This is a genomic window from Leptospira venezuelensis (assembly GCF_002150035.1).
Lineage (GTDB): Bacteria > Spirochaetota > Leptospiria > Leptospirales > Leptospiraceae > Leptospira_B > Leptospira_B venezuelensis.
On sequence record NZ_NETS01000010.1, the window covers coordinates 98,219 to 120,229 of the forward strand.

Genomic DNA, 22,011 nt, shown 5'->3' on the forward strand with positions numbered 1-22,011 from the left:
TCAAAGTTCCTTGGCTTTGGTTAGATAAACAGGATAATTTATTGATTTTTTAGAATTACCTTCGTATGGCGAATATTCATCTGTGGGGAGGCCATGCCAAAACTAATAATACCGATAAAAAGCGCTTCGCCAAAGAAAGATTGAAATCTATTTGTTATTTCAATCTCAATCTCTAACGTTTTCCCATTACGTATTTTGAGCTTCGCACAATTTTCAAAATCTAAAAATTCCAAACCTTCCGCTTTTTCAGCATGCGAACATTTCGCATTTTCGGAGACATTAGAATCGAATTTAACTCTTGAATAGATATTTTCAAAATCCTCTCCGCCTCGAATCTGAATGAATCCAACATAGTCTCCTTCTGGTATCTCAATTTTCTTTGAATTGCCAGAAATATCTATTTCATAGCTTTGAAAATTCGAGATTGTGCAATCCAGTGAACTCAAAATCTCGACGGTTGGTGCTAAACAAATTCTTTCCAAATTTAGTATTTTATAATTTACTCCAGAGTTATTCTTAACCGTAAATTTTATAGCTCCTACTTTAGGGTCGCTCAATCCAGATTTCCCAAGTGGAGGCATTATTAAAACATTATCAGATATACAACTGATCCCAAATAATAAAAATACAAAATACAAAATACCTTTTCATATCTCAATCACAATCATAAAACACTGTACCACCAACATTACACTGGCCAGGTGGTAATATCATTCCATGTTGAACTCCATACCACCACATTAAATATTGAACTAACGGATTTTGGTCCAAGTGATATTGAAAAAATATGAGTATAGCCATAATTTTGGCTTCATTTGAGAATTCCTCGTACGGCAGATATCCACCGGAAGATTTATAAACATAAGCTGCTACATCTACTAGAATGCTGACACCAAACCAAGTCCAAGAAAATCTTGAAAAAATCCAATCAGGATCAGCTCCAAATTTCAGTTTTGCAAGCTGCATTCCACCAGTACTAAATATAGACTCAAAAGGATCGTAATTCCAATCCCTGTGCCGCATACCCAATGCTTGCATAAAGATTTCACCGATCGTTCTTGCTCCATGATCTCCAGAGCGCATCACATCTCTAAAGCCTTCATCAATTCTGCGGAAATGATCTCTAACTCCATGATCAATTCTTCTAAAATGTCCTCTCACGGAGTTTCCAGCATTATGAGCAAGTTCTCTCCATCCACCTCTGGTTCCAGGAGTTGGAACATAGAATGCTCTTTGATGACCTGCCCAAGTTGCTTTGTAAGCATCAGAAATAGAGTTACCGAATTTCCATAAATCACTCCGATGTTTTACAAGACCGCGTCCATATCCATATCCGAGTAGGAATCCTTGTTCTGGAGTTAGACCGAATTGAGGAGCTGCATAATATCCAACAATAGCCCATGCCAGAGGAGTGGAGATATTATTTCCACTAGCATCCCCATAGCGTACAGGATTTCCTTCAGTATACATGTAACGATTAAATCCCTGAGTTCGATTAGGAAATATAGATGTATCCGCTTGTAAGAATCGAGCTATCGTTGGATCGTAATATCGAGCATTATAATAGTATAAACCGGAATCTCGATCTTCTATTTGGTTTGTGTATTTATACCTAAACACATCAGGTCCAGAAGAATCTGTTCGATCTATTTCTCCATATGGTTTATAACTAATATGAGAGGCTCCTGGCATATCTCCACCGGAAAGTGCGTTTCCTTCTCCATTTGTTGCCATTGTAATCGAACCCATTTGATCAGGATGAAAGAAAACCATCCCTGGAACAGGAGTTCCAGAAACTGTGCCCCCATCCGTCGTTCCACCGCCACCCGGAGGAGAATCAACGGAAGGTGTATTTCCTGCGACTGCTAAAGGTAATAGATCCCAAGGAGCAGTCCCAGATCCCCCATTATTCATAAGCTCATCTAAGCACCCTACACTAAAAGAAAATGAAAAAAGCACAATCATCGGTGCAGACATTAGTCTTGTCCAGGCAGGCGATAGCGATTCTTTCTGCTTAGAAAATGCTAATGCTAACCCAAGAACAATCACTAAGGACCATGCAAACGCTAAGAAGCCATCGGAGAATTTGCCGTGAGAATTATAAACATAACCTAAAATGAAATTTATTAGTCCAGATTTTATCTTTCCATTCCATTCTTTCCAAAATGCTGTCTCTGTGATTCCTTGTTGTGTTCCTGTAGAAGCTGCCGAAATGAGAGTAGCATCTGTTCTAGCGAATTGGGCAACCAGTTCTCCCTTAACACCTCGAATATAGAGAGTATGCTGATCAGCGTAACCAGGGCGACGTAGTATTTCGTAGAGCGGATCAGGAGAATAAATTACAGAAAGATCAGTACTCCTACTTTTCTTAATACGATTTCCAGCGAAATCATATACCATACTCAATTGGTCTCCCCCATTGAGCATATGTGTGATCAATTTTCCTGATGAATCGTAAACGAGGCTTTCTCCGTTCCGGGAAACCATATTCCCTGCCGCGTCATATGAATAATTTATCGTTCCAGTATTTGTACTATTTACAGAAGTTACAGCGTGAACATGAGAAGAATTACCATAAGTAAAAGTATAATCCCCTTTCTTAAGGAGATTTCCACTATTGGTGTATTGATATATTTCCGTTCCATATTTACCAGTTGCTTGGACTAAACGATTTTGCTCATCGTAAGTATACGTTTGGGTTCTAGTTGCATTTTGCAGATCATTTATCTTTTTGATATTTCCTTTAGCATCAAACTCCAACGTAACCTGTTGTGAAACTGTCCCATTTTTTAGATTGGTCTGATAACCTGTTGGTCGATCATAAATTGGATCATACCCGATATATGATACGACTCCATTCCCTGTCGTTCTAGTAAATTGGAAAGAACCTGATGTACCAGGAAACGGTCCATCGTAAGAAACAACAGGATGATCGTAGCTTCCTTTATCCGGCACATCCATTCGTACTCCCGTGAGATGGTTTCCTTTGGAATATATATTATGAGCAATACTTCCGTCCGGATACGTTGTAGAAATTACTCTACCCATGGAATCATATGCGTATTTAAAAACCAGGGTTAAGTCGTCTATAATCCGGACCTTTTGCGAAATATTTCCCCGAATATCATACGTTAAATTTAATATACCAGCCGCGTCCTGTATCTGAGTAGGTCTACCTTTTCCTAAAATAGAACCATCGTATGTAATTACAGTTGCCGGACTTCCATCGGAAGGAGTAGAAGTAACCATTCGATTTGAAGAGTCATACGTCTTTTGAATACTTTGACCACGAGCATCAACTTGGGAAATCAAGTTACCCTCTGAATCATAAGAATAGGATACTGTCCCTGAATTCGGATCAGAGGTGCTTGCTTTTCTTCCAGCCGCATCGTAGGTTATTATAGTAATTCCATTTTGTGGATCTATAACTTTCCATAGACGACCGCCGTTATCATAACTATACTGAATAGTAGAGCCATTGCTCGTCTTCGTAACATCTTGATCCAATTCATTCTTAGTAAGGGACTCTTCTAATAATATTGTAGACCCGCTCTTTATCTGGGTCGTTATAGTCTTTCCAGAATAATCTACGCTTTTAGTTGTTCCATCAGGAAAATTGATCTTAGAAAGTTGTCCTTCTGGACCATCGTATTCGTAAGTTGTAAATACAGGAGATATTACACCTTCCACATATTCATTCGATTCAGTTAATAATTTCCCCACGGCTGAATAGGTTTTTGTGGATGTTGTCCAGCGATCCAAAAGAGTCGTCGCAGAACGTTTTACTAACCAGCCTTGTGGAGTATATGTTTCGATCGTAGCGACTTCGCCATTCTCATCGTCTCTGATTCGCCTTTCTACATAAGAAGTTTGTTCGCCGGAGGTAATACCGTAAGAAAGTTTTTCACTCCAATCTGATTCACCTGGAAAGTCAGTTTGGATTAAACGACCGAACTCATCATAATATTTCTTTGTTATACCTCCATTAGAAGCTGTTTCTTGAGTTAAGAGTCCGCGATCAGTATCGTATTCTTTTAATTTATTTAAACCAGAAGCATCGGTTATTGAAATTGCAAAAGCATGAACCACCGGATCATATTCGATTGAAGTTTGGTTTCCTCTCGAATCTGTAACAAGAACTTGGTTTCCAAAAGCATCGTAATCGTAAGACTGCGTTTTGGCTGCCGACGTTCCTGAAAACTCTGTCTTAGATACTGGTTTAAAATCAGAATAGGCGATTTGTGTTTTCTCTAAAATTGTCCCGTTCCTCGTTACAGTTTTAGCAGTCTGTCGATTCAGTATCCAGCTATTTGTATCACAAATATATGTCCCTGTCGTAACTGTAGTATATGTTTCGTTAATTTCAGTAGCTGAGGATACATTTCCGCAAGAATCATAACTCAAGGAAGTAGAAACATTCCCAACTAATACCCCTCCAATATATTCTTTTTGAGTAGAAGATTGAAGCCGAGGGTAACTTCTTCCTGCAAAGGTTCCAGTTTCCACGATCTGCGTCTCATTTTTTACTAAAGAATATATAGTATTTGTTCCAGATACAGTTCCGATATAACTCCGTCTAGCTTCCATCGACCCTGCATACAAACGATTTGTTTGGAAGTAATCTATTTCTGTTTTTTCTAATGTCCTGGAATTTATTTCTGCAACTGTTCTAAATCCATAGGAAACTCGATTCAAAAGTGTCCCTAAATTCATTCTTGAATTAGTATAAGTATATGAAAGAGTCTCGGAAACCCCATTGCCGAGGTTATTATTGATCTGTTTTACAATTACTTCATTGTTATTATTCGGGACATTCGGATAAGAACCTGCACTTGTGGAAATCGCTCCATTTAGATCAGTTTTCCAAGTATATGTAATTGTTGAACTTTTAAATTGGTTATCTGAGACAGAAGCAAGAAGATTTCCCGGAAGTCCAGTTCCAAGTGTATAGACCCTCAAATTTCCTACTACCGCGTTATCCGCAATATCCATTACAACTAGATCCGTCTTTCTATCGGAGTTTACATCTACAAGTTGAACTTCTCCGGTTATATCAATACCGGCAGAAGGAGAGCTGGACAAAGTAGACCCGGAGGAAAAATAAACATTTACTCGGGAACCATTTGCCCAAACAAAATCCCCAAACCCATCTCCATTGAGATCACTAATTCCAAAGTATTTATTTTTTCCTGATTGGACGTTAAGATTAATCGTACCGATATTAACTGCTTGAGGGGAAGTAGTCAGTTTTCCATATTCGTTGCGATAAACGTAAAGAAATCCGCTATCGTATGTTACCAGATCGGGTAGACGATCCCCTGTTACATCCCCCCACCAACGACCAGCATATACTGGGTTGGCAGAATATGGAACTGCATCTTGTCCGACAACTGGTAAGGTCTGAGTAGTTTGTGTAATACTCGATAAAGTAGAATCGAATGATTGGATAACTAAGTCCGATCCACTAAAATAAACAAACTCTGGTATTCCATCTCCTTCTAAATCCAGAAAGGTTCCATCTGAAGCGGTTGCCCCGGTTAAAGATACTGAAACGGGATCAGCAAAGCTAGCCCCTTGTGATAAAGCATAATTAATCGTAGATCCGTCAATCACCCAAAGGTAGTCTGACCTACCATCACGATTCAGATCAAAGCTATATGATTTTTGGTATGGAATCGGGTTATCCGTTAAAGGAGTTGGCGTAGGAGCTGATACGGGAACATTTGAGTATGTTGTAACAAATTTATTCAATGTTCCATTGGACGAAATACCGACTAACGCAGATGACGTAGAGATTAGTATATCTCCTCGGTTATCTCCATTAACATCTCCTAATGCCAATGTATTCATGGTATTGTATTGAAAATTAACTATATTAATGTCAGAAACATTCTGGGAAAACCCGTTTATCCCTTTTATATAGGAAGAAGGGTAAATTCCGGAATCCATATCACCAGATAAATATTGAATGTCCAACCTACCATCTGAGTTTAAATCCGACCACATCCCCAAAAAAGTTGAAACAGCTTGCCCACCATTGCAAGGTATAAACCAAGTCAAAGTATATGCATTACAACTAATTATAGCCGCATTTACGGTTGCAATACAGGCTGCCCCGCCCAAGTCTATAGGAGGGCAAGCTTGCCCAGCAACAAAACACCAATATGCTCCTTCAATACAAGCCGATTTATCATATAAGGGAACTCGAACATTTGCCTTTAATGTAACTGAATCTAAATTATAATCTGTTAAATTTTGAAATGAGGAATTAGATGAACTATCCGAGTAAGTAAAAGATAAAGGTAAATAGTCCTCATCTCCCCACTGAGACGAATACTCAGACCGTTCGAGAGAACTAAGTCTTGATCGACCATAGGTTCCGTTTTCATAATTGAAACGGTATTCTCGAATTAGATTTCCGTTAGTTCGGATTTCTATCTTTCTGATCACTTGATTCCAGGTTTCTTGGTCTCCAGAAGAAAATACTGATCCCAAGCTACCGGAACGTGATGTATAAATAAATTCTATTTCTCGATTTCCATAAGAGTATTTCCAAGGATATAATACTCCATTTGTTGTTTGATATTGGATCTCATAGGAATTCCCCCAAGGGTCTTCAACTTTGCTCAAAGCCCAAAACCTCGGAGTGGTTCCAGTCAGGAGAATGGAACTTGCGTTTCCTCCGAATGTGTATTTCAATCCGCTTTGATCAACTGCTGTCCAAATACAAGAAGCAGAACAGTCTCCAGTGGAAGTATACAACATAAAAGATTCGTTATATGTCCTATATGATCCACTTCCTGTTGATACTAAATTTCCCCCAAGGGAACTCTGAAAAGAATCTGAAGAAGTAAAAAGTGATTTTGTCTCCAGGGCTTCTCTGAATCCAATCCCATCCAGATAAATCCCAAGATTCTCCTACAATTCCTCTACTTGCATCTGTAGTATGATCTATAGAAAGATTTGGAACAATTCCGCCAGCACCCGGAGGTAATTCAACAGTGATGCTCGCGTTTCCTTTCCCAGAGGAATCAACTTGAATGACTGGGAATGATTGAGAGATGGGATCGGAAGAGGAAAAAATCGATTGTATCCAGCTTAAAGGCTCAAAGGAAATCTGTGAAAAAATAAGTATAAAAATTACAATATGGCCCAGTCTTCTAAAAAAGAACGAAAAAGGAAATGGATTAGAAATAGAGTTTAACTTCCAAATACTAGGTTTTTTCACATTTTACTCCAAAAAATCAATGGATTCCGGAGGTTTTCCATTGACACACATAACTCAGGTTTGACTTTAAATTAGTGTCAATTGAAAAAATTAAACCTGCTAAACTCGGGTTGGAAAATACGTTAGTGGAAAGCGGATTCCGCGTTATTAGTTTCTTGCTTCTGTCTCTTTTCCAATGCCAATATCTAAATATCCCAAATGTAGGATCTGTTAAAGGATCAGAAGCAAAAAGACAAATTGATTCTGCGATTTCCAGTTCTGTCAGTCTTTCTAATATTCTCGTTCTCTCAAATTCTTCAGCATCTGGAACTTGTGGTGGTGGAGGCGGATCAAGTTCAGGCTCTGCAAACGACCCTGAACCTAACGAAACTTTTGCTGGAGCATCCGCGATCAATCTAAGCGGTGGAGTTGGATATCTTTTTTCTTTGACAGGACAGATTTCTAGCGGTAGCGATGTGGATATTTTCTCGTTTCCAAGCGCAACAATCCGAAAGGGCATTACGGCTACATTTAATGCCTCATCAACTGCAAGCTGCTATTTATATGCAAATGGGGATGATCAAAGTAATAATTCTACGGCTACACATACTTCTGATCCTGGAGATTTATTTCCCCAAGGTGCTGGAGCTTCAGTTATCATTGGTCCAGGCAGCCCATTACATTATATGTATCTAAAATGTGAAGGAACTGCAAGTCAGACTTACAATTTTACTATTACCGTAGATCAAATTTATGGGACCTCTAGTGGCTCAGGTTCCGGAAATACCGTAACAACTGAAAACACTTACCTCACGCAAGCTATCTTTGATTCTCTCATATCAATTGATACTGGAAAATCTTATACAAAAGACTCAGTCGATACCTGCATAAATGCGATACGAACCAAAGGTAGTTTGTATGCAGTCGCTAAAGGTGAAGCAATTAAACAAGCGGCTACATGCGGAACTTCAGCGGAAATTCCCGATCGTAGCATCTTTTTAAAAGACGATTGTACGTTAGAAGAGACTCATTGGATCCAAATTGATTCAATCGGAATCCCATAAATTAAAAGAAATAAACAAATAATAGTAATCAACCATGCTCAAATTAAAATTTCTCCAACCTGATAAGATAAACAGGAAAAGTTGTGCAGGTGTATTTTCAATTAAGACACCAACATGATAAATAAGATAATTAGTAGTTATAAAACAATTAGAAGCATTGAGCGTAACTTAATTACACGGTCAATCTATTGGCGGCTTCTATTATTTAGTATTATATTAAGCCTATCATCTCCAATTCTTGCGGCTGATTTACTCCTTTCAAACGGAGATGGGTTTATTCTAGATCTAATTTCCGAAGACGAACGAGCTGTCACCGTTTCCTGGAAAAATCGAGTCTATGTTATACCTAGATCCGAAGTATTGAAATTAGATGCTAGCAGAAAAGGACCTCATTCCTCTTATCGGACTTCGCATTTTATCTTAAAAGATAGCACATCAATTCGGGGAGTTTTGGCAGAGGAAAAGGAATCATCTTATACCGTTAAAACAGATTTAGGTTACTTAGATATAGATAAGTCTCGAATCAAAAATACAAAAATTCCTCAGGACCAAGATGCAAAACTTCCCTTAGAATTTTTAAGTGAGAAATTAGCTCAACCTGAAACAAAATGGGGAGGGTCCCTTTCTACCTATGGGGGATTAGGATCTATCGCAAATTCCGCTCCACTATGGTTGTCAGGTTCTTTATTTATCGAACCAGCTTACTTTAAATTAGGAGAACGTAATCAACTCGGTATTAGAGTTGATGCTCTCGGTTCTTCCGGTGGAACAAATACAAGATACTCCGTTTTGATGCCGGAAATTTATTTGTTTAGAGGATTTGGTTTTTCAGAAGAAAGAAACTTTTATTTATCCTTCGGGATTGGACCTGCTGCTGTTCAAACTAAATCAGGAGGAGAAACTCAAGCTGGGGTAGTTCCTGGTGCTCATTTAGAAATCGGTTATCAAGGATGGAGATGGGAGACCAGCTTTCTTAGAGTTGGGGGGAAAGTTTTATGCTTCGCTGATGCTTCCTCGCCATTTTGTACTGCGGGGTTAGAATTTTCTTTTGGAGCAAGACTATGAGATTATTATCTATTAAAAATTTTAGTCTAAGTAGTTCAATTTTCCCTAAAGGTATTCCGTTATATCTTTTTATCTCATTCATTACTATAATTGGTTGTGATTCTCCATTCGCATGGGGAGAAGATAATAACGATCTTAAGGTTGATTCTTTTTGGATTCAACCAGGCTCTACTAAAATAGCAGTGAATTTAAAATGTTCTGCCGAATCAGATGCATACGCATATGCAGTAGGTTCTTCCAATTCTCAAATCAGTATAAGTTTATCGCAGGCAAAAGCACATTATCTTCCTATCCAAGATTTAACTCCGGATTCTAATTATACTTTAGTTTTTGGATGTGGTAAAATATCCGATTCGAATCCGACTCGTATTCCGTTTACTACTTGGGTAAGCGACCAACCAATAGTTTCCAGAGGAATTTATTTGGTAGGCGGTGTGGATGGTAATGGATATCCAATAGCTGAAGTAGATTTATTTGATCCCGTAGAATCTAAATGGTATCCAGCTTTCACTTCCGTTCCTACTCCTAGAAGTTTTGCTCTTACTATCTATCATAAAGGAAAAATCTTTGTGATGGGAGGAGCCAAGAGAGCTTCGGGGGGAAGTTGGACTGTAACAGATGAGGTAGAAGCCTTTGATCCATTTACTAAAACTTGGACCTCGTTTTCTCCAATGCCTGCAACTTTGCATGGGGCTATAGGTGGAAGTTCTGGAGATGAAATATATGCTATCGCTGGAAGTACTTCTTTAAATACCACTTCCGGTACTCTTCTGAACACAGTATATCGCTTTTACCCCGAAATAGGTCTGACTGGAACTTGGGCGAGTCCTTTTACTTCCCAAACATCTATATTCCCGAAGATAGATATGTCTAGTTGTGTATTTGATGGAACCTTCTATTTCACTGGAGGTAGACAGTACAATGATGGTTCTGCATCAGCGACATCAGATAGTTATATTCCTTCTCTAAATGCAACCTCTGCTATAACTGAATCATCCTTGATTACCGCAAGACATGGAGCAGCTATAGCTTGTTATCGTCCACAAACAGGAGATCCGAGTCCTGGAGCTTCAAAATATGTTTTGATAGCTGGAGGATCAAGCGGTTCGAATTTCTTTCAACCTGTTACAAGCGTTTCACCTGTATCAAACTATGAAGTTTATGCGATATCCACTACAACCAATGCCTATGCGACTGGACCATCGCTTTTACAGGCTTTGTATTTTCCTGCGATGGAAATATCTTACGATATAAATCAGGCTTACGTTTTTGGTGGAGCTTCAACAATTAATGTTCCAACCGATTTTGTTTACTCAATAGGATTATCAAATCCAACTGCGGGTCCTTGGACTCTCTCTGCTCAAAAAATGCCGAGAGCACGCTACGGTCATAAGGCGGTCATCTTAAGATGAAAATCACATTCAAAACTGCTTTGTTGTGTATTTCCCTTTTAATGGTATCTGGACTTTCTTCCGAAGACGACAGTGTTCAATCGCAAATACGAAGCTTAATTAATTTCGGAAAATACCAAGAAGCCGGAGAAATCCTAAAGCCCTTGTTAGAAAATAATCCTACTGATGTAACCTTAGGTCTTTTTCAAACCGAAATATGGATTGGAATTGGAGAGAATCTCTATCAGAAAAAGCAATACAAAAGTGCCTTCCCATATTTTTCAAAAGCATTTGAAGCTTGGCCTAGTCATCCTCTTTTGCGCTCTCGTTATGAGGAATTAAAAGGAAAAAAGTTAGTAGATCAAATTAAAGTAGAAGCGCAACCGAAAGTAGGCAAGTTATCTTTGGAATCACAAACTAAAAATACCTTAATAGTTTTAGCTGATCCAGAAATATTAGAATTAACAAATCAACTTAAAGACAAGCTAAAATTTAGGATCACCGAGTTAGAACAAAATACTGTTGTAGCTGATGAGAGGGTGGAGATCTTAAATGTTCCTCAAAAATGGACATTAGCCTTATTGGGAATTTCACTTTTTACTAATTTACTTTTATCGGTTTTACTCTTTAGAAAGCGATAGAATGAGATACTCTGTCCTATTTCTCATATTTTTAATAGTAAATTGTATTACCAGATACGGATCAATAAAAACTGACCCTAATAATTCGAGTTCATCCACCTCGACGATCAACATCGAAGCTATAATCACTAGCGGTCATTATACTGGCAGAGTAAAATTAAAGAAATTTGATAAAACCGGTTCTGTTATTGAAAAGCATGTAAACGGAATTATCGATTTTCATCATTACGATACTCTTCGAAAACAATTAGCAAACATAGAACTCGAAAATGGAACCTACAGTGGAGAAATTATCGTAATATCCAGAGAAAATCGTTTCTTCCAATACGCTGTCGAAGGACAAGCCTCCATACTCTTTGATTCAGTATTACATAAGGAAGCCGGAGGAAAATTCGATGGGCCTTGTATACAAAAAGAATTTTCGAAATTAATCTGTCGGGACCTGGTGCTCTCAGGAAATTCTTTTAAGTTCTTAGTAGAAGACTTAGAGAAAGATGAATTCTCATTTTTTATATCTTCTGCTATTCTTATTCTTCCCGTCTATACTACGTTTAAGTTCGGCTTGCCAATACCTTTATTTGGATTTTGGGGATACAATCGAAATCTAATCATTAAAGAAATACTATAGTGGATAGTGCCCTAAATGTTTCACGTGAAAATATTTTTCAAATCGGATTAGATATCTCTAATCTTGTTCTAACCACACTTGGAGGCAATAATAAATTACCGAACGAAATAATAGCAAGAAAGATACTTACGCCCATCTGCTCTTCGACTTCATTTGTAAGAATAATCTTAATTTCAGTTTTCTTTCCGCGTTTTATTAAGATATTCTCGCAATTGTATTTCTCGATAAGATCTGTTTTAACTAGGCACCTCTTAGCTATATCTTTTGCAGCTTGGTCCTTAGTAAAAGTAGCATCCAACCGAAAAGAATGAGGAAAATTTGAACCATAACTAGAAAGTACCCCAGAATAGACTCCCTCTGGAACTTTAAGCTCAATCGACTCACCTTTTTCGATAGCAACGGTTCCGTCTGACTGCAAAGTTTCACAAACATTCGTACCAAATTCTAGGAAGTACTTTTTCTGAGAAAGGCATACTCGAGAAAGTTCTACGTAATCGATAGGAATGTTCCCGGTATTCTCAAACTTAAATGATATTAACCCTAGATTTTCTTTTTCTAAAATCTTTTGGCCATGATATACAATTTGATTCGAAGAACATCCAAACACGAATAAAATTAAAAGGGAAATACCGAAAGATTTCATTTTTTCTAAATCTATAATCATTAATATTAAATATATCAAAAGTTTGTCAGACCAGACAATAACTAACTTGAATATTTGCTAATATTTCCATATAATGAATACTCGATAATGGAAATTTCCAATCTCCAGATTTAACCTTTCCTTCTATTTTCTCATAAACTTCCCGGAATTCACTTCCTTTAGGGTTACCAACCATAACCCTCGCCAAATCTATCCATTTATTTTGGTCTAAGTAAATAATCATTCTTTATCAATCATGAAAAAATACGGACAGTAAGTTCAATGCTTCTGAATCGCTTTTCCTCTTAACAATATTTAGTGAGTTTCCAAAAGGATAATATTCTTCTATCAATTAAAAATTAGAATTCCAACCCAATTCTATTGAGTCAATAAATTCCCGAGAATACTCCTTCCAAAGACTTTCCATAATTCCGCCATGTACCAAGCGCGAAACAGATTCATTTCGATAATAATTAGCAATACATAGGAAGTTTGGATTTGTATTAAAAAGACTATAAGTTTCTCTAACTTGTGACTCTTTGAAAGTATGTATAAATATAGCATCTGTTTCCGTGTCACCGTGGGGACAAACAAACTTAGGATTCTCCGGTGTATATATTCGTTTCAATTTTTCAATACACTCGACAATAATTGACCTTACCATTCCTTTCTCGAAATTTCCTTCGCGGACAATGAGTATTGACTTAATTCTTTTGTGCGATTCAATACTGATATCTTCGATGTATTTCAAATACCAACCGATTCCTTCGACTTTAGGAAATTGAAAATATTTGTATTCTCTTTCACTTTTAACTTCCGCCTTTAGATCATATACATTTATCTCATGTTGACTTGTCAATTGTGGTACATTTCCAGAAAGTTCATCTTCGACAAATTTTAAAATTTCGTCTTTTTTAAATCGAATGTATCCTCCGAGGCTCCTTGGATGATCATAAGAAACAAAATAGGAATGAAAATCTGGGTAATTTAAATATAGGATAATTGCAGTATAATATATGGAGATAAGAAGACTAGTTCTATCTTTTGATTTTATAGTACAAAGAGCATTTATTTGTTTATCACCTCCGATCCTTTGAATATCCATAATCCTAAAGTCTGAGCTTCTAAATTGTATTTTAATGAGAATGTCTTTAACTTCGTAATCAGTAATTGATAAAAGATTTGTAAGTAACTCAACGTGAGAAGACAAGAATCGGAAAATACCAACGATTCCTGCAGAAGCAATATCAAGTAATTCATTAATTTTTCGGTCAAAGTCCCATATATTTATACTTTCCGGATATTCTTGACCGTCTTTCTTATATTTATAAGATACACTATTTCCATGATTAAACGCTTTCCCGTGACTTAAAGCATTACGAAAATCTGTATCAACGTTAGTAAATTCAGAATACCCGATACTCTCCAAAACAGATATAATTTGTCCTAGAGTATCTTGAGAAGAATAATTCTTTACGGTGTATTGCTGATAAATCTCTCTAACAAATCTGTAAAGATTCATCAAAACATCTTCAGAAATTCTTAGAAACGATGGTATTCTATAAACGTTTGTTTTAAAATAGTTATCAAATGCAGATTCGGTAAATTCATTATATAATTCTAAAACGTAATCATATGACTTTAAAGCATTATAAAAATACGAAAAGGAGGGCGCCATACCTTTCAAAAACAAATCGCTATCTGCATCATATATTGTTTTAAATTTCGTATTTATTTCATCAGCAACGTTTCGATTATAATATTTCCCTGGCTCAACTAATGCTATTTCGTAGCAAATTCCGGTTAAGCATAATGGAATATCAGATTGTGGCTGAATAACATTTCTAACTATATCTAATTTTTCCTTTTCTATTTTAACCCCAATTGAGCGAAGAAATTTGAAATATATGCTCGTAATAAATTCTTGTTCTTTCATTTCAAAAGAGTATTGTCTAACCTAAAACTGAAGCAACTCAATAAGATATAGTGAGGATTAATTTATTATTCATTTTAAAATGTTTCGATATATTATAATGCTGTTAAATTGATTCAGATTATTAATAATCCGTTAAATTTCGAATGGCGTACCAAGAATTTTCGAAAGAAATTAGGAAAGCGATTCAAAGAAATCCGAATAGATAAAGGCCTGGAAGACGGTATTTATATGTTTACCTCTACGAGCATATAGGAAATTCCAATGCAGCCGTCCACACTTTGATTTGAGTAACCTTTCGGCTTGGAATTAAAGTTTCTGATTTCTACGAATTTTAATAAAATTAGATCAAGTAAGCTGTTTGATTTTATGAAGTAATATTATCGATGATTCTATAGAAAAAAAAGAAACTTTCGTATCTATTCCGTTATTTTTTCCACTTACTCAATAATGAAATTCAAGGCTTAACGGTTTATCTGGATCGGGATTTTCGAAAAAGAAGTCGCAATGTGGTCTCAAAACACCTTTCTTTCTAAGACAGCATAAATAGTAAGACTTTTTAGACCCGCATGGACAAGCATCTCCAGACTTTCTATCTTTGAAAAATGTGTGCGGATGTCTTATTTTGGACCACTTAGTTTGCCAATTGTCGAACGGAAATTGTAACCTCTCAACTACCCATTTTACCAGTGAATAGTCATACTGATCAACTCTTTGATTTGTGTCCGGATCAACTAAAAATGGAACTGAATATTTCTGAACAGGTTCTTCAACAACGGAAATTCCAAGCATCTTTGCATCTTCAATTATTCTAATACACATTTCTCCATTATATAATTGGCCAACTTCATGACCACATGGGGTCCTAATAGAAACAATCCCATTACAAATATTACATCTTTTCTGAATTTCCAATATTTCAGGACTAAAAAATATTTTATATGGATAAAGGGATTGATATTGCTTTACTATTCTTGATATTTTTTCAATTTTATATTCTGTCATTTTAGAACCAAAATGCGGTGTAAGAAAATCTATTTCTAATTCTAATTGCTCAAGCAAAACCCATGCATCATAGAATTTTTCCTCTTTTAATAACTGAAAAGCTTCTAAATAGGTATTGTATATTTCTAAGACTCTTTCAATACACCAAACATAATTCGATTGCTCCTCATTTCCCAACTCGATAGCGGCTTTTTTCTCTTTAATTAAGTATTGTTCTAATAGATGTTTTTTATCCTTTAATTTTTCAAATAAACCTGAAGAAACTGTTTTCAAAAATTCTTCTATATCAGACAATTTCATTGAAACCGCCTTTCTCTGCCTTCTTCTCCAAGCTTCCATATTTCGAATATAAAACTAAGTCTTTTCTGTAATTTTCTAATTCTATATAGGGTTTTTTATAGGAAAACTTCTTCGGTAACTGATCCGCTTTTCCCTCGGGATCAATAATAACATTTATTTGAATTATAGGATTTGTATTATTAATTATCCTTTTTTCTAAATATTTATTTAATATATTCACAAAAACTGGAACTATAATGCTACTAACAACGAAAGTACCTAGCCAGACAATATCTCCATGAAGGGCCAATTCTCTATAGTCTGATTCATTTTCGCTAATATCAACCTCTACATTGCCTTCTGCATTCTGTTTAAAAAATTGAAAAATCTCTTCAGTTTTTACTGGAAAGGAGGACTGTGCTAATTCGCGTTTAAAATCCCAAGGGACAATCATTAAATTTGCATTTTTTATTATATTTTTTGTTTCTTCAGAAAGACCATCTCTTCTTTTCCAAAATTTTAAATCCCTGGTTTCTGTCTCTATTTGGTAATATTCGTTTGTTAGATCCATAGAACTTTTCCTTAGCTATATTCTATTTTTTACTTTTCTTTTAATCCTGTCTAACGTTTTAGTTCCTTAAAAATAACAAAAACGTAAACCATGCAAACTGCTTTAAAATACACCAAAATCGACCACCCTAAACAATCCTTCACTCCTACTCGACCTTGGAACGAATTCGGAATATTTAATACTCGTAATCCAAACCGAGGACCTCCTTTCCCTCAAATCCGAACCGCGCCCACTGTATCAAAAAATAAGAATATAACAACTTTCCCATTTAAATCAACCTTACCCAAACATTACAACCCAGCAATCAACACACCCTACTTCACAAACATAACTAAGAAAATCCTCAATGACTTCTACCCAAAGAAGTGTCCTACTCCTGAGTGTAATAGTAGAATCTTAGACAAAGAGATATCAACTCGGCCCGACTTAATTAGATGCCCACAATGTAGATATCTAACATCAAGACTAAGTTACACTCCCCTTCATCATTTCAAACTACCAATATGGATGTTCGGATTCGTCCTTTATGAATCATTAATCCAATACCCAAAGGTAGTAACAGCAACAGAACTAAGTAAGAAATTGAGAATAGGATATAATGCAGCAAGCTTACTCAAGAGAAGATTTCAACTATTCGCCTCTGATCAAAACCCAAAGTATAAGCAACTCACGTTCAATGCTTTAGAAGATAACTTCAAGGACTTCCTTCTTCCTCCTAATGAAAATAAAGATATATCCTCTAAGATGAGAAACAGGCCCTACATATGCGTAGACACTGCTGTATTGTATTCAGCAGGTGAGAGAGCAAGCCAAGGTAGGAAACGTTACAGCCACAGAGGGCAAACATCTTCTATCTACCTTTCAGAGAAACTAGGAGGAAAAAAGATTGGAACCCTAGTCCAGACTATAGCAGTGAAACAAGGACCTGTATTCTTTACTTCAGTCCCAAATCAGAAAGCAGAAACATTAGGACCTTTAATTAAAGAGCATCTCCCAACCAGCACTCCACTTTTTACAGACCAAGGCTATCCGTGGCTTTGGGGAGTATATAGAAACCACAGGTCCGTAAATCATTCTGCGAGATCAAAGGACAATAGGTTCAGATTTGCTCGCAATCGTTGGAGTAAGAATGGAGTCCACAACCAAGTAGCAGAAGGCAATCATAGAGTTCTAAAAACTGCTTTTGCTTCTTACGGTTACATCAAGCCGGAATACTCTCAGTTATATCTGAATGAGTTTAGCTTCATTAAGAATGCTAATGTGTTTGGGTTGGATATTTTAGTAGGAGAAGGTGAAGGATCTTGTATGAGTGAGGATGCCTTTTCTTCGAGAAGGAAAACGCCCGGGAACGGAGCGGTTGCGATTCGAAGGAAAAGATCTCTACTCAAACAAGATCCGCATCTTCTTACTGAAAATATAATGCTGTAAGAAAACCATATCATCCGGATTCGAATCGAAAAAGTTTACACCTAATTGGTACTTTCCGTTTCCTATCTCTAAGAATCGGACCACCTCCCCTCTGAGAACCAAATTTCTCTCAGAGATAGGGATAAACATTTTAATAATATTATGTTGTTTTAAATAATTAAAAGTTCTCTGATCTTCTATTTCGAACAGAAGACCGTTCATACTTATATCTAAAATGCGAGTTACTGCTTCTTCATTCCTAAAGTTTTCCTGACGTATATACACCTTTGTCAAAGCGTAAGTAAGAATGTCTCCTAATTCTTCTATATACAATGCTTGCTGTTGTACAATAGAGAATTTATCCATCGCAGTAGAGAATACCCTTATATAACCGATCGGATCGTTGAATAAACGGATCGGAGTAACTATGTATGAAATTAAGAAGTTACGAACTTCTTCTTTTTGAAGCTCTCTAAAGAACTCATCCCCTTTTGCTTGTCCTCGAGTTTGGATCAAACTTAAGTATTCATCTCTAAAATTATCCAGGTATGGATCCTTATCTTCACCTATATAACTTTTAATTAAGGAACAATCCGGAATATATACAGAACGATTATACTTTTTAATGAAGTCACCGAAAAATCCTCCGTCTTTTCCAGGTCCGAAAAATACGATCTCGTAATCTTTTGAGATCCCCAGAATATATTCAGTAACCATTAAGTTGATCAATTTTAGGCTTGGATTATCCTTTTTGATCTCTTTCATCAAATGAAAAAATCTTTGTTCTACACTTAGATTTTTTCCTAGCTCCCTTTCACCACCGCTCAAGGAACGATAGAGGATTACGTAATTCATAAAAAGATCGTCTACTGCGACCCTTAGGTTTTTACGAAATGCAGCAGCTTGTAATTCGGAAGGGATTTTAACTCGAACATGGTCTTCCCAAAAATCAAGAAGGACTACTTCGAATTGGTAAAGTATATTCAGAATTTCGAAACTGATCTTTGCTCTTAATATCCCTTTTGGCTGGAGATAGGGAACGTATAGAACGAGAGTATCTTCACTAACTTCCTCTACGACGGATGTAAGCTTCTCCCCTTCATAATCGAATGGGAATTCTCGTTGGTCGGCTTTTAAACTATAGAATAGATGTTTTACTAGATTTATATCCGAACCGATGATCGTTTCTCCAAACATCGTTTCTAAAATAGTAATTAGCTCCTGAAGTGTATCCGATCGTCCTACAGCCATGGCAATCCAGGTAAAATTCTCCCGTATCTTTATTTTCGACTTCGGGACTTTAGGAATCCAGTGCGATCATTCGGAAATCGGTGCATTCTTCTTTTTTTCTTAAATGAGACATATACAAGTATTTTCCGGAAGGAAATTGTTCGGGGGATTTTTATCCTTCTGCCGAAAAATAAATCATGGCAGAGAATAAGTCCGAACTGAATCCAGAACTTTTCGATATGATGCGTCGTGGACAACTTTCCGCGAATAAAATCCTCAATTTGATTTCACTTAGAGAACTTGTAGATAAATTCGCTTCCAAACCGTTTTTGGAAGAAGAAAAACTCCAAGAAATCAAAGAGCGCACTGGAGTTGAGCCGGACATCCTTACTTGGGGTGATTATTTCCAGACTGAGATTGCCTCCCGTTATTTTGACAAAGCCGATTCTGAATTTTCCAAGATCGTGGACACTATTCGTTTTGATCTTATCTCTGCTCATCTCATATTCTCAGATAAACCTGATTATTTTGTAGACTCCGTAAGAGGCCAAGCCCTTGTTTCTAAGTCCATCGATAGCTCCTTCTGGACATTAGAAGATGAAGAGAATGTTCATTTAGAAATTCTTTTAGATTATTATGACCAAATGGGAATCGGAGAAAGACCTCTTTCTGTTTCTGATAGAGTTTGGTATGAAAGTTTTGAATTAAAACAGGAAGCTGTTTAATGGCATTAGTTGATTCAGAAACAGTAGAACTTTCTTCCGAATCTAGAATAGAAATTCTCTATCTGAACAACCCAGAGACCAAGAACTCCATGACCGTTCCCATGGGTCTGGAGTTTAAAGCTCATATTGAAAACCTAAAAAAGAATCCACCTAGAGCGGTTGTAATTACCGGCAAGAATGATATATTCTCTGCAGGTGGAAATTTCGAATTATTAAAATCTTTTGCAGAGAAGTCTTTCGAACAAAACAAAAAAGAAATGTTCGAATTTTATAATTTGTTCTTAAGCGTTAGAGATCTAAATGTTCCTGTGATCTGTGCAGCAAATGGCCACGCAATCGGTGCAGGTCTTTCCATCACTCTTGCTTGCGACTTAAGAGTTTTTGCTGATGAAGGAAAATACCAATTCAATTTTGTAAAATTAGGAATCCATCCAGGAATGGGATCCAGCTATCTTGCAAAAGAATTATTCGGAATGGAAACCGCAAATCGCCTCTTATTCTTAGCAGAAACTGTAAGCGGCAAAGAAGCTCTTTCTTTAGGGATCTGTTATGATTCAGTTCCAAAAGGAGAAGTTTTACAAAGAGCTACTGAGATTGCAATTTCTCTGAGCGAGAGTGCTCCTATGGCACTTAGCGAATTAAAGAAGAATATATATGATCGTGAAAAATTAAATGCTGCTTTGCGCAAAGAAGCAGAATCTCAGGCTCTAAACTTCCTTTCTCAGGATTTTAGAGAAACTATCAAATCTATTGCAGAAAAAAGAAAGCCAGTATTTAAAGGGCGCTAATAAGTTGACCCGCTCTTAGTGAGTGTATTTTATAATCTTGGTCTTAGGACCGGATTATAAATTCTTTAATAATGGTTTTAATTCCATAAGTATCTGTTCTTCTGGAATAGCTAAATCCAGTTTATCTACCTTTTTAGGAATTCTTCCAGAAGATACATCATCTCCGAGTGCTTTGATCTTAGCTAAGATCGTTTGATCCGTACAATTGGAGATGGAGATAATATTTGGGACTTCTTTACCCCAAGAAAATTTTAAACCAGGCGAGTCCACAAAGAAGGATTCGGTGATCCCATCTCCTTCCTTATCTATCATAGTGTAAACTGTAGAATCTCCGGTAACTACTGTGACCTTTTTACCTTTTAAAAAACGATCCACTTTGATCCGAGTATTCGTCATGTCCCGGTTCCAAATATAATAATACAATTTATCGATCTGAGAATCGATCAGTCGATCCACTGCAGTTTTGAAAAGTTGTCCGTATTTTTTACCTACTTCTTCTTCTCCTTTCATAAGACCGTCTACCTCTCTTGGGGTGGTAGAATGTAGATAAAAGTCCGGGAGTCCGTTAGAATGATTCATATAGAATACTTGTTCTTTTCGATCACCAGGATACGGATTGGAATCTACAGAAGTATTATGCAAAAAACCTAATAAGAATTTTTTCCTCTCTTGGGTTTTTGACTTCAACTCTTCGAATCTAGCTCTGAGCGAACTTGTCTTTGGAGAATCTTTTCCATAAATACGTTCAGTTCTTGAATATTCCGCATATGCTACCTTCTCTGCTGCATATGACTTCAAAAGTTCATCATCATATTTTAATAGAAGATCGAACTCTTTATTTTTCTCTTCTGGCTCTGCAGAAGTTCCCGTAGGTGCATTCGCTTTGCCTGTTTCCGCCTGGCTTGGTTCTGTTTTAGAAGAAGGTTTGGTTCTTTCTGATTCAGGTAATTTATAATATTCCTGTTCCAGATCTTTGAGTCTGGTGAATTTATAAATTTTATTTAAGTAGTCCTTTTCCTTTTCCTTCACTTGGGCTGGATCATCAAATCCGTCCTTCAGAAGAGTAAGTTGCCCTCTATCAATGATGAGTAACGTGGATTCCGAAGTATCTCGATTAAGATTTCTTTCCGGAAGGGCCTTACCTTCCTTATCTACCAATTGAATATAATGAAATGCAACACGATCTGTGCGGAAATCGTTAATGTTTGTTACATCGGGAGAATTTTGCAGGTCCGGAGCTGCAGATAATATGACCCCAGCGATCAAAAGAATGAAAACGACTAAGGTTGTACGTTTGGATCCGGACATATCCTTAATACTATCGGCTTTAAAAAGGGTCAAAACAACCCTTTCATCCAGTTAATTTAGAGAGAAACTCCCAAATACAGGGATAAATCTTATAGTCCGTCGTAAAACTTAGGCAATAGAATTATA

The 22,011-nt window shown here is 36.7% G+C and carries 17 protein-coding genes; 8 read left to right on the forward strand and 9 right to left on the reverse strand.

Features of this window, described 5'->3' with window-relative positions; genetic code table 11:
- Positions 1-38: 38 nt before the first annotated feature.
- From B1C82_RS07605 to B1C82_RS07615, 3 genes are all read right to left on the reverse strand, one after another.
- Positions 39-557 carry a hypothetical protein gene (locus B1C82_RS07605; protein ID WP_157894112.1) on the reverse strand — a complete coding sequence of 173 codons (519 nt, stop codon included), beginning with the start codon at positions 555-557 and terminating at the stop codon, positions 39-41.
- A gap of 97 nt (positions 558-654) precedes the next feature.
- Positions 655-6,765, reverse strand: coding sequence for an RHS repeat-associated core domain-containing protein (locus B1C82_RS20565; protein WP_086447018.1), 6,111 nt, complete (start codon positions 6,763-6,765; stop codon positions 655-657).
- 19 nt (positions 6,766-6,784) lie between these two features.
- Complete coding sequence (locus B1C82_RS07615) at positions 6,785-7,228, reverse strand: hypothetical protein (protein ID WP_086447019.1); 444 nt, start codon at positions 7,226-7,228, stop codon at positions 6,785-6,787.
- Between the two features lie 74 nt (positions 7,229-7,302).
- Between B1C82_RS07615 and B1C82_RS07620 the strand changes: the two genes are divergently transcribed.
- The 5 genes from B1C82_RS07620 (at position 7,303) to B1C82_RS07640 (ending at position 11,996) form a co-directional block, all read left to right on the forward strand.
- Positions 7,303-8,271 carry a hypothetical protein gene (locus B1C82_RS07620; RefSeq protein WP_157894113.1) on the forward strand — a complete coding sequence of 323 codons (969 nt, stop codon included), beginning with the start codon at positions 7,303-7,305 and terminating at the stop codon, positions 8,269-8,271.
- Between the two features lie 114 nt (positions 8,272-8,385).
- Positions 8,386-9,336: an LA_3334 family protein gene (locus B1C82_RS20945; protein ID WP_411550312.1), complete on the forward strand. Its 951-nt coding sequence runs from the start codon at positions 8,386-8,388 to the stop codon at positions 9,334-9,336.
- Entirely contained in the window at positions 9,333-10,748 is a 1,416-nt protein-coding gene (locus B1C82_RS07630) for a Kelch repeat-containing protein (protein ID WP_086447022.1), read from the forward strand. The genes B1C82_RS20945 and B1C82_RS07630 overlap by 4 nt, the downstream gene beginning before the upstream one ends.
- Positions 10,745-11,368, forward strand: coding sequence for a tetratricopeptide repeat protein (locus B1C82_RS07635; RefSeq protein ID WP_086447023.1), 624 nt, complete (start codon positions 10,745-10,747; stop codon positions 11,366-11,368). Before B1C82_RS07630 ends, B1C82_RS07635 begins: the two co-directional genes overlap by 4 nt.
- Position 11,369: 1 nt before the next feature.
- On the forward strand, positions 11,370-11,996 hold the full coding sequence (locus tag B1C82_RS07640) for a hypothetical protein (RefSeq protein ID WP_086447024.1): 627 nt from the start codon (positions 11,370-11,372) through the stop codon (positions 11,994-11,996).
- A gap of 37 nt (positions 11,997-12,033) precedes the next feature.
- On the opposite strand, the gene B1C82_RS07645 is transcribed toward B1C82_RS07640, so the two are convergent.
- The 4 genes from B1C82_RS07645 to B1C82_RS07660 form a co-directional block, all read right to left on the reverse strand.
- A complete protein-coding gene (locus B1C82_RS07645) occupies positions 12,034-12,639 on the reverse strand; it encodes a hypothetical protein (protein ID WP_086447025.1) in 606 nt (201 codons plus the stop codon).
- 352 nt (positions 12,640-12,991) lie between these two features.
- Positions 12,992-14,575, reverse strand: a complete 1,584-nt coding sequence (locus B1C82_RS07650; protein ID WP_086447026.1) for a hypothetical protein — start codon at positions 14,573-14,575, stop codon at positions 12,992-12,994.
- Positions 14,576-15,016: 441 nt separating this feature from the next.
- Positions 15,017-15,916: a hypothetical protein gene (locus tag B1C82_RS07655; RefSeq protein ID WP_158666936.1), complete on the reverse strand. Its 900-nt coding sequence runs from the start codon at positions 15,914-15,916 to the stop codon at positions 15,017-15,019.
- On the reverse strand, positions 15,864-16,427 hold the full coding sequence (locus B1C82_RS07660) for a hypothetical protein (RefSeq protein ID WP_086447028.1): 564 nt from the start codon (positions 16,425-16,427) through the stop codon (positions 15,864-15,866). Before B1C82_RS07660 ends, B1C82_RS07655 begins: the two co-directional genes overlap by 53 nt.
- A gap of 90 nt (positions 16,428-16,517) precedes the next feature.
- On the opposite strand from B1C82_RS07660, the gene B1C82_RS20810 reads away from it, so the two are divergent.
- Positions 16,518-17,855 carry a transposase gene (locus tag B1C82_RS20810; RefSeq protein WP_411550313.1) on the forward strand — a complete coding sequence of 446 codons (1,338 nt, stop codon included), beginning with the start codon at positions 16,518-16,520 and terminating at the stop codon, positions 17,853-17,855.
- Here B1C82_RS20810 and B1C82_RS07670 read toward each other — a convergent pair.
- Positions 17,808-19,085 carry a PilZ domain-containing protein gene (locus tag B1C82_RS07670; RefSeq protein WP_086447030.1) on the reverse strand — a complete coding sequence of 426 codons (1,278 nt, stop codon included), beginning with the start codon at positions 19,083-19,085 and terminating at the stop codon, positions 17,808-17,810. The genes B1C82_RS20810 and B1C82_RS07670 overlap by 48 nt on opposite strands.
- A gap of 176 nt (positions 19,086-19,261) precedes the next feature.
- Between B1C82_RS07670 and B1C82_RS07675 the strand changes: the two genes are divergently transcribed.
- Positions 19,262-19,789 carry a hypothetical protein gene (locus tag B1C82_RS07675; protein WP_086447031.1) on the forward strand — a complete coding sequence of 176 codons (528 nt, stop codon included), beginning with the start codon at positions 19,262-19,264 and terminating at the stop codon, positions 19,787-19,789.
- Entirely contained in the window at positions 19,789-20,577 is a 789-nt protein-coding gene (locus B1C82_RS07680; protein ID WP_086447032.1) for an enoyl-CoA hydratase/isomerase family protein, read from the forward strand. The genes B1C82_RS07675 and B1C82_RS07680 overlap by 1 nt, the downstream gene beginning before the upstream one ends.
- A 54-nt stretch (positions 20,578-20,631) precedes the next feature.
- Here B1C82_RS07680 and B1C82_RS07685 read toward each other — a convergent pair whose 3' ends face one another.
- The gene (locus B1C82_RS07685; RefSeq protein ID WP_086447033.1) at positions 20,632-21,885 is read right to left on the reverse strand and encodes a hypothetical protein; all 1,254 of its coding nucleotides are present in this window, start codon (positions 21,883-21,885) and stop codon (positions 20,632-20,634) included.
- Positions 21,886-22,011 lie beyond the last annotated feature (126 nt).

What these genes read in the sequence shown, in the direction of transcription:
- B1C82_RS20565 (WP_086447018.1), bottom strand. Translation starts at nt 6,765, where the DNA reads ATGTTGTATACTTCCACTGGAGACTGTTCTGCTTCTTGTATTTGGACA.
- B1C82_RS20945 (WP_411550312.1), top strand. Translation starts at nt 8,386, where the DNA reads ATGATAAATAAGATAATTAGTAGTTATAAAACAATTAGAAGCATTGAG.
- B1C82_RS07630 (WP_086447022.1), top strand. Translation starts at nt 9,333, where the DNA reads ATGAGATTATTATCTATTAAAAATTTTAGTCTAAGTAGTTCAATTTTC.
- B1C82_RS07635 (WP_086447023.1), top strand. Translation starts at nt 10,745, where the DNA reads ATGAAAATCACATTCAAAACTGCTTTGTTGTGTATTTCCCTTTTAATG.
- B1C82_RS07640 (WP_086447024.1), top strand. Translation starts at nt 11,370, where the DNA reads ATGAGATACTCTGTCCTATTTCTCATATTTTTAATAGTAAATTGTATT.
- B1C82_RS07645 (WP_086447025.1), bottom strand. Translation starts at nt 12,639, where the DNA reads ATGAAATCTTTCGGTATTTCCCTTTTAATTTTATTCGTGTTTGGATGT.
- B1C82_RS07650 (WP_086447026.1), bottom strand. Translation starts at nt 14,575, where the DNA reads ATGAAAGAACAAGAATTTATTACGAGCATATATTTCAAATTTCTTCGC.
- B1C82_RS07655 (WP_158666936.1), bottom strand. Translation starts at nt 15,916, where the DNA reads ATGGAAGCTTGGAGAAGAAGGCAGAGAAAGGCGGTTTCAATGAAATTG.
- B1C82_RS07660 (WP_086447028.1), bottom strand. Translation starts at nt 16,427, where the DNA reads ATGGATCTAACAAACGAATATTACCAAATAGAGACAGAAACCAGGGAT.
- B1C82_RS20810 (WP_411550313.1), top strand. Translation starts at nt 16,518, where the DNA reads ATGCAAACTGCTTTAAAATACACCAAAATCGACCACCCTAAACAATCC.
- B1C82_RS07670 (WP_086447030.1), bottom strand. Translation starts at nt 19,085, where the DNA reads ATGGCTGTAGGACGATCGGATACACTTCAGGAGCTAATTACTATTTTA.
- B1C82_RS07675 (WP_086447031.1), top strand. Translation starts at nt 19,262, where the DNA reads ATGGCAGAGAATAAGTCCGAACTGAATCCAGAACTTTTCGATATGATG.
- B1C82_RS07680 (WP_086447032.1), top strand. Translation starts at nt 19,789, where the DNA reads ATGGCATTAGTTGATTCAGAAACAGTAGAACTTTCTTCCGAATCTAGA.
- B1C82_RS07685 (WP_086447033.1), bottom strand. Translation starts at nt 21,885, where the DNA reads ATGTCCGGATCCAAACGTACAACCTTAGTCGTTTTCATTCTTTTGATC.